The sequence below is a fragment of the Mesosutterella multiformis genome, assembly GCF_003402575.1.
Taxonomy (GTDB): domain Bacteria; phylum Pseudomonadota; class Gammaproteobacteria; order Burkholderiales; family Burkholderiaceae_F; genus Mesosutterella; species Mesosutterella multiformis.
Map to the genome: position 1 here is coordinate 1571050 of NZ_BGZJ01000001.1, position 13328 is coordinate 1584377.

A 13328-nucleotide genomic window follows, 5' to 3' on the forward strand; every position below is an offset into this window, starting at 1 on the left:
TGCTGAAATTTTGTGCAATTTCGCCAATCGAAATAAAAAACGTCACGTGAATAATTGACCGTCTTCTAATTTTTGAAGGCTTTTAAATTCATCTTCAGTTTTTGCCATAATTAATGTATATGTAATGTTACTATTTTATATCTGCATAATCATAAAAAGTGAGAAAAAAAGTCAGAAAACCGGATTTGCCCTTCCACTGCAAAGATGTTTCAGAAGCGGGAGAAAGAAAACGAAAAGGGCGATCATTTTTCAGATCGCCCTTACCCATCAAAGAGAAATTGAATTTTGAAGCTCAGAATGAATTGAGTTTCACCTGGCGGAAACCCTGCGGCTGATCGGGTGTTCTGCCGCATTTCGTCGTAACGATGAACTCTCCGATCGTGTCAGGTCCAGGTGTCTGCTCTTTCTGGTCTCGGCGCGGAACCGGGATTTCCACGGAAGGCGTTCCCATACCGAAATCCCTCGAATACAAAGAGAGCTTCCGCATTTTGATGGTTCCCTTGTCACAGTCCACTGTGAAAGTTGACATCAAAGAACGCGACCGGCAGGAGTCCACCTCCATCAGATCGCAGAAGACTCCTGTTCTTTCAGAGGGATAGAGAGATACAAGGCTGTAATACGTACTTCCAGCACCGTTCTTGAAAAAGAGGTGCGTTTCGCCGCCTTCCATTGGAAATTGGTAATCCCAATCGCCCATGAGGAAGGCATAGGCTGCCTGCTGCAAATCCCGAGCAGTCGGTTCGTAAGCCGAGGCCGGAGACGTCATAACCAGCAAAGCGCCTGCGGCCGCCATAGTCTTAAGTATCAGGCTTTTAAGTTCTGTCATAGCAGTCGCCTTCTTTAGGAAGCTGAGACTGAGGCGCTGGACTGCCGCCCCTTGGGTTCTGGAAATAGATGCGTCCTTATAACATTCATTCTATGCCTCAGGCCGTGACCGGAAGAGGATTCAGTAACACGTATAAGAATCACATGAATCGTTTTTTTAATCCCTAACTTGGATCTTTCCCTCAATTTTCTGGATATTCCGCAGATCTCAAACCTTAAGGAAAGATGGGATTTTTATTTTTGTAAAACATTACTCTTTATTTCCCGTTGCCAGATACCGGGTGTCTGCAGGTGCTGACAAGCCGATCACGGGACAGAAAATCATTCGTATTAGAGCTATATAGCAAAGCTGATATTGACACTTTCCCTGCTTTAAGGAAAGTCGGATTTATATGATGGCGAATTATCACTTCAAGTGCAAAGCCTGAGAAAAGAATAGTGGCCCATAAAGCTTCCATAATAGAGATTGTCAAGATAACTATAGAGGGAGCTCATGAGCCACTATCATCATCTTACTCTTCGGGACAGAGTATTTATTTCGGCTTTAACGATTTCAGGCAAATCCCTGTCTGAAATTGCATGTGCGATTGGGAAAAATGTTTCTACGATCTCCCGCGAACTGAAGCGAAACAAGGCTGTATCGGCCCAGGATGGGGCTTCAGCTGCCTATGATCCCTGTGCCGCGCAGGCCCGATATCAGAGACAGAGAAAGCATTGCGGAAAGAGAAACATTCTGAAGTCTGACTCGTTGCTGACAAGGATTGTCTCAAATCTGCTGGTTAAGAAATTCTGGTCTCCGGAGCAGATTCAATACCGTCTCAGAAAGGAGCTGCCGAATCTAAGGATCAGCGCCACGACAATCTACCGAGGAATCAATTCTGGCTTTCTGGATCGCTTTGTGGATGGCCGAAAGATGTCCCGACACCTGCGACACCACGGTAAAACGCGTCACCGTAAAGGCATGACCGAGAGGCGAGGAAAGATCCAGATCACTCACAGCATTGAAGAGCGACCCCTGGAAGCTCAGAACAGATCTCGCCTGGGGGATTGGGAAGGCGATACCGTCATCGGAAAAAAGGGCGGAGCCTGCCTCACGACTCTGGTCGATAGGAAGTCCGGCTTTCTCTGTGGCGGGAAAACCGCTTCCAAGACTGCGGCCGATGTGTCTGCCGTAATTGAGAAATCTCTGTCAGATAAGGATCTGCGTACGATTACCGTAGATCGCGGAAAAGAATTTTCCTGGGCTGAAAAACTGGAGAAAGATCTCAGAACCAAAGTGTATTTCTGCTTGCCTCATCATCCATGGGAGAAAGGAAGTAATGAAAATACAAACGGACTTCTTAGAGACTTTTTCCCAAAAGGAATGAGTATCGATAAAATTTCTCAGGCAGAAGTTCAGAAACGGTTCAATGCTCTGAATTTCAGACCCAGAAAACGTCTCAATTGGAAGTGTCCGGCTGAAGTCTTTTATTCAGTAACTTTGCACTTGATTTGATAATTCACCATACAAAAATATAAATAACTTCCCATTTTTATTAATTAAGCCTCGTCATATGTGTCGATTAAGGTTATAGTGTCACTCAATGACTGAGTAGTTTTGATTAGTTTTTTCAGCCGGAAGACAAATCTTCTGACGACCCTCTGGATAAGAGGAAAGAGAGGAAAGTTATGGCATTTGGTGATCCTTTTGCGGCGAATGTTGAACGCAAAATGACAAAAGGCGAATTGATCCAAGCAATTCGCGCTGACATATCCGGGGAACTTGACGCTATTTATGGCTACGACGCGCACGTTCAGGCAACGGATGACCCGGTGGCAATTGCTGTTCTCAGTGATATCCGTGATGAAGAAAAAGCTCATATCGGTGAACTGATGACGTTGCTTCGTTATCTTGATCCGGATGAAGCCAAGCATTTCGCAAGCGGTCAGGCTGAAGTGGCTGAGATGTTTGAGAAGCTTGGCATTAAGACGGAAGAAACCGCGGAAACAGCTGAAGCTGAAGGTGATGACGCCCCGGCGGAATCCAAACTGACTATCGGAAGCATGAAGGCTTGAGGAGGAATAAGAAATGGATTTCCTGATGAGAGATGGTGCAATTCTGAACCCTGAACAGTGGACCGAACTTGATGCGGTCGTTGTGAAGACCGCAAAGACCGTTCTGACGGGACGTAAATTCCTCGATGAGGGTGAGGAAAATTTTGTGGGTGACTCTGAGATAATTGCTCTTGGAGGAGCCTCAAATGAAACGAAAGACAGACCCCTTGGATAGTGTTGCAGGACAGATTTTAGAAAACGCCAAGAAATCCGGGCTTGAGATTAATACCGCAGAGGATGCGGAAAATCTTATGGCCCATATGCTCGGTCGGCTGCTGACTCAAATGCTTGACGGTGAAATGACCAATCATCTCGGTTACGAAAGAGGCGGTAAACGTGTCACCGAAAATGAGCGTAACGGGCATAGTTCGAAAACCCTCAAATCGTCCAGCCTTGGAAATATCCGTATTGACGTACCCAGAGACCGCAAGGGAGAGTTTGAGCCGAGGGTCGTTCCTAAGCATAAACGCCAGCTGGCGGGGTTTGAGGACAAGGTTCTGGCCTTGTACGCCAGAGGGCTCTCAACCCGGGAAATTCAAGGCTTTCTCTATGATGAATACGGTATGGAGACCAGTGCCGAATTTATCAGCGATGTTACGGACGCCATCCTTCCTGAGGTTGAAAAATGGCAGAACCGTCCTCTGGATCCGTTTTATACAACTGTTTTCTTTGACGCTATTCGAGTCAAAATCCGAGGTGATAATGGCATTGTTACCCCGAAAGCGGTCCATCTTGCCTTGGGCGTAAACGCCCAGGGCCGCAAGGAAGTTTTGGGGATGTGGGTCGCTGATAACGAAAGCGCAAAATATTGGCTTAAGGTCTTCACTGAACTCAAAAACAGGGGGGTGTCTGATATTCTGATTGCTGTCACAGACGGACTCAAGGGAATGAAGGAGGCGCTTGAAGCTGCCTTTCCCAACACTCTGCTGCAGACCTGCATTGTTCACCTGATCAGGAACAGTCTGAAATTCGTCGGATATAAGGATTACAAGGCCGTAGCCGGCGCGCTGAAGCCCATTTACCGGGCCGTAAACGCGGCTGATGCGCGGAAGGAACTGGACGCTTTTGCACAGTCGGAACTGGGGCTCAGATACCCTTACATCGCCAAACAGTGGATCGATTCCTGGGATAAGGTGATCCCCTTCTTTGATTTTTCCCCAAATATCCGCAGACTTATTTATACAACCAATGCCATAGAGAGCCTTAATCGGGATCTAAGAAAAGTAATTAAGACCCGAGCTGCTTTCCCTACTGAAACGGCTGCTTTGAAACTTCTCTTTCTGGCAATCCGGAAAGTAGAGAAAAGATGGGTGCGGCCTTCTCCATACTGGAGTGCCGCTATGAGAGAATTGGTTGTGCTATTTGGTGACCGAATCACCCCCTACATCGATTAACCTTGAACGAGCCGCCCACAAAAAATTACACACCCTCTCCTCGATATTTACGGACCCCTTGGCGCTGGAACCGAAGCCATTGCGACAGATGCTCTTCCGACGCCTACGGTTTCTGAAGATTTTTATGGCGAAGGCGAGAATGCTGCCGGACTCGGTACACGCAAAGTTCAGCAGATTCCCCTTCTCTATTCGGACTTCACGCTTTCGTGGCGCGAACTTGAATCAGCCTCTCAGGCTGGCCGCCCTATTTCGTTCTCGCGCGCTGCCGCGTCTGCCGCGCTCACCGCGACTGCGGAAGATAAGCTGATTTACCTTGGCAATCCGAAAGCGGGTTATGACGGTCTCACTACCGCGAAAGGCGTGGAGCATGTCAAGATCTCCGATTGGACCAAGGGAGATACCGCGTTTACTGAAGTGGCAAACGGCCTTGCCAAGCTGCTTTCGAACCACGCCTATGGCACTTATACCCTCATCGTCAGCCCGGACCTCTTTGCTGCTATGCAGAAACTTGAGCCGGGTACCGGCGTTCTGGTCGCTGAACGTGTGAAGAACCTTCTTGCTGGCGGTCAGGTGATTGTGACTCCGGTCCTTCCTCAGAAGACCGCTATTCTCCTTGCGGCAGCAACCCAGAATATGGACCTTGTGATCGGCCAGGATATGATCACCGGGTATTTGGGCTCAAACAAGCTGAATCACGATTTCCGCGTCTTTGAAACGGTCATGCCTCGGGTCAAGAATCCGAAGGCCATCATCGTCTTTGAACCGTAATTTCTGAACTCTGCGCAGGAATCCCCCCCTTCTGGCCAATGGATTCCGGTGCGGTTCAGATGAAAAAGAAGGCTCTCAGTTCATTCTGAGAGCCTTCTTCATTGCTTAGAGAATTGCTTGACATTCAGTCAGGCAAGATAGTGAAAACAAAATGATTTCTTAATTGTTTTCAGCCATCCGATTCAGGGCGACCGTGAGGAGAACTGCGGCCCCTGTTTCAATTGCCTCATCGTTAAAGTCAAAGGTATCGGTATGAACCGGGGACTGATGATCGCGGTCACGGATCCCAAGACGGAAGATGCACCCCGGCCTCTTCTGAAGCATAAAGGCGAAATCTTCTCCGCCAGGAATCCGGTGGAAATCGATCACGTTTTCTTTACCCAGCGCGGTTTCCGCTAAGGATCTCGCTTCGGCGGTGCGTTCAGGATCGTTATAAAGCGCGGGGTAAAGCCGGTTATAGGTCACTGTTGGGTTCATACCGAACATCACCGCGATTCCATTCGCGATCTCATGCATCCGGAGTTCAATCAGGTCCTGCACATCCTTTTCATATGTCCGGACTGTGCCGCGGAGCGTGGCGGACTGGGGAATAACGCTCGTCCCCTCGCGTGTTCCGGCTTCAATGGAACAGACGGAAACCACTGCCGCGTCATCAGGATTCACATTCCTCGAAACGATCGTCTGCAGCGCAAGAACAGCTTCACTTGCCGCAACAACCGGATCATGCGTCAGCTGAGGTTTCGAGCCATGACCGCCCTTCCCTTCGAAAACAATTTCAAACGCGTCTGCGTTTGCCATGGCGTACCCCGGGAAGAATGCGACCTTACCAAGGTCTACCGATGCATCTCCATGCAGCGCATAGAATTCCTCAATCCCGAACTTTTCGACCAGTCCGTCCTCTATCATGTATCGGCTCCCGGCAAAGCCTTCTTCTCCAGGCTGAAATACAGCGATCAGAGTGCCGGCAAAATCCCTGTGACGTGACAGATAGGAGAGAACAGTGAGAAGAGCGGCCGTATGACCATCATGGCCGCAGGCATGCATGCGGCCTGGAGTCCGGCTTGCATAGTCTTTTCCTGTTTTCTCCTCAATAGGCAAAGCGTCAGTATCCGCCCGAAGCGCAATTGTCCGCCCGGGTTTGGTTCCGCGGAGAATGGCCACAATGCCGCTTACCGCCCCGCCCCCAATATTCGTGTGCACGTCATCGATTTTCAGCGCCTTCAAAGCGGCCAGTATTCTCGCTTCGGTTTTCGGAAGGTGAAGACCGATCTCAGGATCCGAATGCAGCGCTTCCCGCACGGGAACCGCAAATGCGGCATCTTCAGATAGGTCTTCCGGATGGATAACGATTGTCATGGGCAGATCCTCCTTCTCCGTTATGAAAGCACTTTCTTTATCTTAGCCTCTGACTTCTTCTGAATTCCTTTTCTGAAACACGGTTTTGCAATTTCACACAGGAACCGCCTTTTTCGCTTAAGCTAGCGCCCCATGCGGCAAAAGTTTGCGAAGTCACTCTGATTCAAAATCTTCGCGACCTTCATTTTTGTATTGCGGGACGTATTTTTCTCTGGGTCAGCACAGCATGACGCTCTTCATTTTTCTGTCTCTCATAGCCCTCGGTATTGGATCGGGCTTTCTCGCGGGGCTTCTCGGAATCGGGGGCGGGATGATTATTACCCCCTTCCTTTCCGTGCTTCTCACGATGCAGGGGGTGCCGGCAGAGTATGCGATGCACGCAGCGATCGCTACATCGCTTTCCATCATTCTTTTTACCTCGATGTCGTCTGCCCGGGCCCATAACCGGAATCACTTTGTGCTTTGGAATGTGTTCTGGGGTATCGCCCCTGGGATTCTCGTGGGCGCGGCGCTCGGCGCTCAGATCGCAAGCTATCTTCCGACCTTCTGGATCACGCTGATCTTCATTATTTTCGTGGGTTTCTCCGCGGTAAAGATGTTCTTCGATCTGAAGCCGAAACCGACCAATACGCTTCCCGGAAAGCCAGGGCTTTTCGCGGTGGGTACCGTGATTGGCGGTCTCTCCGGCATTGTGGGCGCGGGCGGCGGCTTTATCTCAGTGCCTTTCATGGTCCGTTCCAACGTGGAAATGCATCACGCGGTAGGGACGTCCGCGGCGCTTGGATTCCCAATCGCTCTGGCGGGAACTATTGGCTATATCTACGCCGGATGGAATCTCACGGGGATGCCCGCATGGACCGCGGGTTATATTCATCTGCCGTCACTTGCCTCGGTCGCTTGCGCCACGATACTGACCGCTCCGCTCGGAGCCGCGGCAGCCAAGCGTCTCAACACGAAACCGCTGAAGAAGCTTTTTGCCTGCCTTCTGATGGTTCTCGTTTTCTGGATGGGTTCCAAAATCTTCTGACTCCATACCGCTTAGTCAGTTATTTAAGGACAAGAAAACGCCCCTTTGGAATTCCGAAGGGGCGTTTCATCAATCCGGCTCAGGAGAATTTATTTACCGGATTGTCTTACGCTGTACTGCTGATCAGGCAGCGGACTTGCCAGCATCTTCACCAACGATGCGGCCGTTCACGAGGCAGTCCAGAATGGCGACAGAACCAAGGCGGACAGCGCCGTGAACCATACCGGTAGATTCTCCGGCAGCCCACAGATGCGGAATCACCTTGTCAGTGCGGACATCGCGGACGCGGCCCTTTTCATCAGTCACCAGACCGCCCATGCAGTGGTGAACCTTCGGCTGCAGTTCACCGATGTACCACGGGCCCTGTTCAAGCGGCTGACGGTCGTGGTTGATGTAGGTGCCCCACTCGGGTTCCGTCTTGTCCTTGTACTGAGCAACAGCCTGGTCCATCTGCTTCACAGTCGCCTGGAGGGTGGCGGGATCAATGCCAACGGACTTCGCGGCTTCGTCAAGCGTGTTGTACTTGGCGATGATCTTCATATCAAGCATGCGCTGCAGGTGACCCGGACGCTGCTTTTCGAGCGGCTTCATATTGGGCTCATTGCAGATGGCGTAGCACTTGTTGCCCATCTGCTGCTGCACCATGATGGCGTCAGCACGAACCTTGCGGTTCGCGAGTTCATTCACGAAGCGCTTGCCCTTCTGATTGACCCAGAGGCCATACTCAGCAGCAGCGGTCTGGTTGTATTCCCAGCCGATGCCCATGCCCTTTTCCTTCGGGTTGCCCCACGGGCCGCACTGAATCCAGTCGTTCTGGACCTGCAGGCAGCCAATGGCGCTGGTTTCACGCCAGAGTTCGGACGTTGCGCCCGGCTGATTCGTCGTATCAAGCGTAGCGTTCAGCTTCGGATCCTGGAAGGTACGGAACTTCACGTCAGCAGAGAAGCCGCCGTAGCAGAGGATCACACCCTTGCGGGCACGAATGGCCTTCTGCTTGCCGCTGCCGGCCTTCGGGAAACGATAGCCTTCATGAACGACAACGCCGAGAACCGGGCCTTCGTTTTCCTGGCTGCGGACAATGTGATCGACATAGGTGCGGAGGCGAATCGGCACGCCGAGCTTTTTCACCATCTCGAGTTCCTTCAGCACAATGCCGGAGCCGGAACCGTTCTTCGTCGTCACATAGCGCGGAACGCTGTGGCCGCCTTCCTGACCGATGGCGTCCGGGAGGAATTCCACGCCCAGTTCATTCACGCACCACTCATAGTTCGAGAGCGCGTGGCTGGCAATTTCATGAACCTTCTTCGGATCGTTCATGTAGTTGCCGGCCTTCAGAATGTCGTGTTCCAGCAGTTCAACGGAGTCCTTAATGTGGTGCATCTTCTGCTGCGGGCAGCCCGTAGCCGTCAGAATGCCGCCATTGATGATCGAGTTTCCGCCGGCAGTCGGCATCTTCTCGAGCACGATGACGTTTGATCCTGCCTTCTTAGCCTCAATAGCAGCAGCCAGTCCAGCGAAGCCAGAGCCGATCACGACGATGTCGACCGTTTCATCCCACTTCGCAGGGACCGCAGCAACAGCCGCCTTGCTGGCAACGAGACCAGCAGCTCCCATAGCAACTGATCCCTTCAGAAGGTTTCTGCGGTTCATCTCCATCATTACTCTCCTCATTTGTTCATACGAACATAAGACAGGGAATCGGAGCTGACCCCTTTTCCCGATTTGCACGGGGACTATGTCCCCCTGTCCTTTTGTATTATCGCCTTGAGGTGCGGATTTCGTAATGATCCAAAAAGTCGGTAGGTTTTAACCAAAATGCAATTCCATAAAAATCAACTAAATACTTTTATTTATGAATCACGGTTTTGATGGAAATATCGGGCAGGCTTTGATTTTTGTCTTGACTATCATACGGTTGCTATAATTATAAATAACTAGATAATGACCCGTGTAGGTAGATTCTTTATAGGTATCTACGTCTTTTGCCGAGTCAATTGCGGTTGCAAACCAGTTAATATTTGTTTGAATGTGGATGACAGCTGACTCCATCTTCGCGGGATTATGAAAGAGCATTCAGCATTGAGGAGAGTCTATGGGCGCAGCGGAACATATCGAACTCGAAACCTGGGAGCTCTTTATGGCTGTTATGGAGTCCGGGAGCTACCTGCAGCCGGCGCGCGCCATGAATGTGGATCCCTCCACAGTGTCCCGGCGTCTCAGGAAACTGGAAGACCGTCTGAGGATGCAGCTCTTCTATCGTGAGAGCACCGGTCTCCGTCCTACAGCAGCCGGCCGCCGGGTCATGAACCAGATGCATGATGTGCTGACCGATATTCTCGCCGTGAGAGATGGGTTGGCAAAAAGTGTGTCTGGAGTCCGCGGACGAATCCGGGTGAGTATTCCGGAACCGATTCAGACAGACGCGGTCTGGGAAGTGATGTCGCAGCTTGAGTTTGAGAACACCGGACTGAGACTCGATCTTGAGCCCCCGGGGTCCGGGGATGATCCAGCGGGGCTTGCCTTTCAGGTGAGTCCCATGATCCCAACAGGTTCACGCCCTGTCTCTCTGCTGCCTCTGGTATGTGTCGCGTCTCCCGGTTATCTCGCGGAACACGGTACCCCTGAGAGCCCTGAAGCGTTGACAGAACACACATTGATTTTTTCTGAACTCTCAAGCTACAGCCGACGGTTTACTTTCTCCCGGGGGGCTGAAACCATTTCCGTTCCGCTAGGAACCGGTCCCGTCCGACGGACTCCGCGTCAGGCAATCTGCGGCGCTCAGGCTGGAGCCGGTATCGCGATCGGGGTGCCCTACTGCATTACGAAAGATCTGATCCGCGAGGGGAAGCTTATTCCGGTTCCATCAGACTGGCTTATGCCGCCGCTTCAGGTCTCAGTCACAGTCCATGCCTTACAGCATTCAAAGTACCTGCTCTTCTATCTTGCGGAAGAAATACGAAAGCGGTTTGAGGCTATTTCTTCAGAGGAACAGAAGGCGCTCGAGAAACTCGCGGAAAAGGTGAAACATGGCAAAAAGTGATTTTCTTTCCCGGACCAGACTTTTCCTTGAAGTCCTGAATGAAGAGAGTCTCAATCAGGCGGCTGAGAGCCTGGGGAAAAGCACGCCGCAGGTGAGCCGCGAAATCGCGAAGCTCGAGCAGGAGCTTCATGTAAAACTCTTTACCCGGCTTCCGACCGGGATCCGGGTCACCCGTGAGGGAGCCAAGTTTGCGGAGCAGATCCTTCCTCTGATAGAGCGGTTTGACACACTGGAAGAATCGCTTATCCGGGAAACGGACCAGGAAATCAACCTGTTCCTCCCTATTACAGAAGGGACCGAACTCTTTCAGAAATGGATTGCGAGGTTCGCTGAAGCGAACCCGGATGTTCGGGTCAATTCCCGGATCCGGGACCCCAATGCGGGCCAGAACGGCGGGTACTTCAATTATCAGGTGGTGCTTGAACGGGAACCCGCTGATGACACCCTGGTCGCCGTGAGGATCTGCAGTGTACCGCTCGTCTGCGTAGCGGCACCGGCTTATCTCGCGAAAGCGGGAACTCCAGAGTCTCCGGAAGACCTGCTACGGCACCTGATCCGGGTGTCCAGCCGGGAAATGGAGCTTCCGGTCACACTTCATGAAACCGGGACGGGCCGCTCTTACACAGTTCCCACAGGTCATGCGGGAGATTCCGGTCTCGTTCTGGCTCTCAAAAACCGGGTGCTTGAAGGCGGCGGCATCGGTATTGCGGTTCCCCGCTATCTGGTCGAGTCAGAGCTTGAGACAGGTGACCTGATTGAAGTCCTTCCTGACTGGCAGATTGAGCCCGAAGTCATGTGGCTCCTGCGCCCACAGTCCCGGTTTCCGAGTGACGCGGGACAGAAGCTCGCCAGGTGGTTCAGGAAAGAGGCTTCCGAAAACCCTTCGCTCACTGTTTCAGAACGCCTGAACGTGTTCGGGAAACCTGCCCCTACCGATTTGCTTCGCCGGGATCTCTGACAATCCATCCTGAATTTTAAAAATACCCCTTCGGGGGTATTTTTTATTGCCTTCTGACAAAACAGAAGAAAAACAACGTTTCTGTCCTAACCTGACCGTAAATCATGACTTTTCATTACTGTCCTTTTGCTAAAAAAATGAAATGAATTTATGAATACAGTAATTAAAAGCCCCTATAATGAGTAGGTAATATATCTTAACTTTGGAAATGCCTGTTCCGGAGCTTCTCTCCGGCTGGTTTCAATCATGCAACGACGTACTGCCCTTTTTGTCCCTTTTCTCCTAGCTTCCGGTCTGGCAGCCAAAGCCGGAGCGCGAGCGGCTTATCGGGGACCTGTTTTTCAGGAAGTGGCAACGTCGGAGTACCAATGGAACAGCACGGCGGTTTCAAGAACCGGCCGTGTTTTTACGAGTTTTCCTACCCGGAATGAGTTTCCATCGTTCCATGTCGGGGAGCTTCGGGGCGGTGTTACCGTCTCATTCCTTCCCCGTGACGTAAACGAGTCTCTCGTCAACGTTTCCAATATCTTCATTGATGACGCTGACAGACTCTGGATTCTGGACTCCGGAAAGCTTGCCGGAAGACCGGTTAACAAGAGCGCGGCGCGTCTCATCTGCGTCAATATCACGCACCGTATGGTGCTCCAGACCTTTCGGATTCCTTCGGAACTCCTTGAGAGCAACAGTACGCTCGCGAATGTCCGGGTGGATTCCCAGCAGAATATCGCTTTTATTTCGGACGGCGGCGCGGGCGGTCTGATTGTTCTTGACCTGGAGTCCGGCAAAGGATGGCTCGGGCTTGATCGCTCGGTTCAGCAGACCCGCGCGAACGCGAAGTTCCTCGCGCTCCCGACCGGCAATTACTACCCGATCATGCCGAACATCGCGGCGCTTGCCCTTTCAGAAGACCGCCGCACGCTCTACTTCACGCCTCTCATTGAAACCAAGATTTATTCGATTCCGACTCATATTCTTCGGGATCGCAGTCTTCGCTCCCATGACCGGGCCCGCTACATCATGACAGAAGCGCGGGATGCCTTCCCGTCTGCCGGCATGGTTGAACGTTCCGGAGTGCTCTATTTCGGAGATGTCCGTCATGACCGTGTTGCGTCGCTTCATCTGATGACGCACCGTGTCTCTGAAATGAAAACCCCGCCCCCGATCCGGTGGGCCGACGGTTTCTCGCTTGATTCCCGGGGCAACATCTGGTTTACGGAAAGTGAAAGCAATGTTCCGGTTCAGCGCCGGTCGGCCTATCGCCTCTTCCGTATCGTCTGGGCCTGACGCAATTTCTTTCGCGGTTACATTCGTGACCCCTCCTATCAACTGAGACTTTCGCAATTCCCCGAAGATCGCTTATGACCGTGGTTGTAAATGAGTATGATTACGTTTATCAGAAATAAGGAGCGTATTCATGGTCAAAATGACGGTTGGCGTCAAAGGCATGATGTGCGCGATGTGCGAGTCGCATGTCGCCGGAGCCGTGCGGGACAAATTTGAAGTCGAAAAGGTGAAAGCCGATAAGGGTAAAGAAAACTGCGTCGTGATCGCAGCGCGTGAGATTCCGGAAACTGAACTCCGCGCCGCCATTGATGCGACGGGATATGAAACCACCTCTTATCAGTCAGAGCCTTATGAGAAAAAGGGATTCTTCTCGAAACTCTTCGGCTGATCGCTTTTTCTTCCTTTTCTCCTGAAGCCTGGATGTCGATCCGGGCTTTTTCTTTGCCTGAAGCGACCCCACGGTCCCGATTAAAAAGTCATGTGAATGAATTCAGTCTTCTAGGCAAACTATCGTATTTTCTAGCGTCTACGCCCTATTTCCCGGCTTCTTTCTTTGATTCCTTTTGTTCCAAGTCATGTATA

At 51.5% G+C, this 13328-nt stretch carries 13 protein-coding genes; 10 read left to right on the forward strand and 3 right to left on the reverse strand.

Annotated elements, in window-relative coordinates; translation table 11 throughout:
• Positions 1-292: 292 nt before the first annotated feature.
• Entirely contained in the window at positions 293-826 is a 534-nt protein-coding gene (locus tag M4NBBH2_RS07200; RefSeq protein ID WP_116270305.1) for a hypothetical protein, read from the reverse strand.
• Between the two features lie 492 nt (positions 827-1318).
• Between M4NBBH2_RS07200 and M4NBBH2_RS07205 the strand changes: the two genes are divergently transcribed.
• The 5 genes from M4NBBH2_RS07205 (at position 1319) to M4NBBH2_RS07225 (ending at position 5081) form a co-directional block, all read left to right on the forward strand.
• Positions 1319-2320: an IS30 family transposase gene (locus M4NBBH2_RS07205; RefSeq protein ID WP_116269340.1), complete on the forward strand. Its 1002-nt coding sequence runs from the start codon at positions 1319-1321 to the stop codon at positions 2318-2320.
• Between the two features lie 173 nt (positions 2321-2493).
• The gene (gene encB, locus M4NBBH2_RS07210; protein WP_116270306.1) at positions 2494-2880 is read left to right on the forward strand and encodes an encapsulin nanocompartment ferritin-likeEncB family encapsulin nanocompartment ferritin-like cargo protein cargo protein; all 387 of its coding nucleotides are present in this window, start codon (positions 2494-2496) and stop codon (positions 2878-2880) included.
• Between the two features lie 13 nt (positions 2881-2893).
• Positions 2894-3094, forward strand: coding sequence for an encapsulin (locus M4NBBH2_RS07215; protein ID WP_116270307.1), 201 nt, complete (start codon positions 2894-2896; stop codon positions 3092-3094).
• Complete coding sequence (locus M4NBBH2_RS07220) at positions 3066-4313, forward strand: IS256 family transposase (RefSeq protein WP_116269219.1); 1248 nt, start codon at positions 3066-3068, stop codon at positions 4311-4313. The genes M4NBBH2_RS07215 and M4NBBH2_RS07220 overlap by 29 nt, the downstream gene beginning before the upstream one ends.
• Positions 4314-4358: 45 nt before the next feature.
• A complete protein-coding gene (locus M4NBBH2_RS07225) occupies positions 4359-5081 on the forward strand; it encodes a family 1 encapsulin nanocompartment shell protein (RefSeq protein WP_269148216.1) in 723 nt (240 codons plus the stop codon).
• Between the two features lie 159 nt (positions 5082-5240).
• Here M4NBBH2_RS07225 and M4NBBH2_RS07230 read toward each other — a convergent pair whose 3' ends face one another.
• Entirely contained in the window at positions 5241-6437 is a 1197-nt protein-coding gene (locus M4NBBH2_RS07230; RefSeq protein ID WP_116270309.1) for a M20 metallopeptidase family protein, read from the reverse strand.
• Positions 6438-6663: 226 nt separating this feature from the next.
• On the opposite strand from M4NBBH2_RS07230, the gene M4NBBH2_RS07235 reads away from it, so the two are divergent.
• Positions 6664-7464 (forward strand): sulfite exporter TauE/SafE family protein, encoded by an 801-nt coding sequence (locus M4NBBH2_RS07235; protein ID WP_049687035.1) that lies wholly within the window; start codon positions 6664-6666, stop codon positions 7462-7464.
• A gap of 123 nt (positions 7465-7587) precedes the next feature.
• On the opposite strand, the gene M4NBBH2_RS07240 is transcribed toward M4NBBH2_RS07235, so the two are convergent.
• Positions 7588-9123: a flavocytochrome c gene (locus tag M4NBBH2_RS07240; RefSeq protein ID WP_116270310.1), complete on the reverse strand. Its 1536-nt coding sequence runs from the start codon at positions 9121-9123 to the stop codon at positions 7588-7590.
• Positions 9124-9556: 433 nt separating this feature from the next.
• Here M4NBBH2_RS07240 and M4NBBH2_RS07245 point away from each other — a divergent pair, with 433 nt between their 5' ends.
• The 4 genes from M4NBBH2_RS07245 (at position 9557) to M4NBBH2_RS07260 (ending at position 13134) form a co-directional block, all read left to right on the forward strand.
• On the forward strand, positions 9557-10504 hold the full coding sequence (locus M4NBBH2_RS07245) for a LysR family transcriptional regulator (RefSeq protein ID WP_116270311.1): 948 nt from the start codon (positions 9557-9559) through the stop codon (positions 10502-10504).
• Positions 10491-11462, forward strand: coding sequence for a LysR family transcriptional regulator (locus tag M4NBBH2_RS07250; protein WP_116270312.1), 972 nt, complete (start codon positions 10491-10493; stop codon positions 11460-11462). Before M4NBBH2_RS07245 ends, M4NBBH2_RS07250 begins: the two co-directional genes overlap by 14 nt.
• 348 nt (positions 11463-11810) lie before the next feature.
• Positions 11811-12746 carry an L-dopachrome tautomerase-related protein gene (locus tag M4NBBH2_RS07255; RefSeq protein ID WP_170135115.1) on the forward strand — a complete coding sequence of 312 codons (936 nt, stop codon included), beginning with the start codon at positions 11811-11813 and terminating at the stop codon, positions 12744-12746.
• A 130-nt stretch (positions 12747-12876) separates the two neighbouring features.
• Positions 12877-13134 carry a heavy-metal-associated domain-containing protein gene (locus M4NBBH2_RS07260; protein ID WP_022443959.1) on the forward strand — a complete coding sequence of 86 codons (258 nt, stop codon included), beginning with the start codon at positions 12877-12879 and terminating at the stop codon, positions 13132-13134.
• Positions 13135-13328 lie beyond the last annotated feature (194 nt).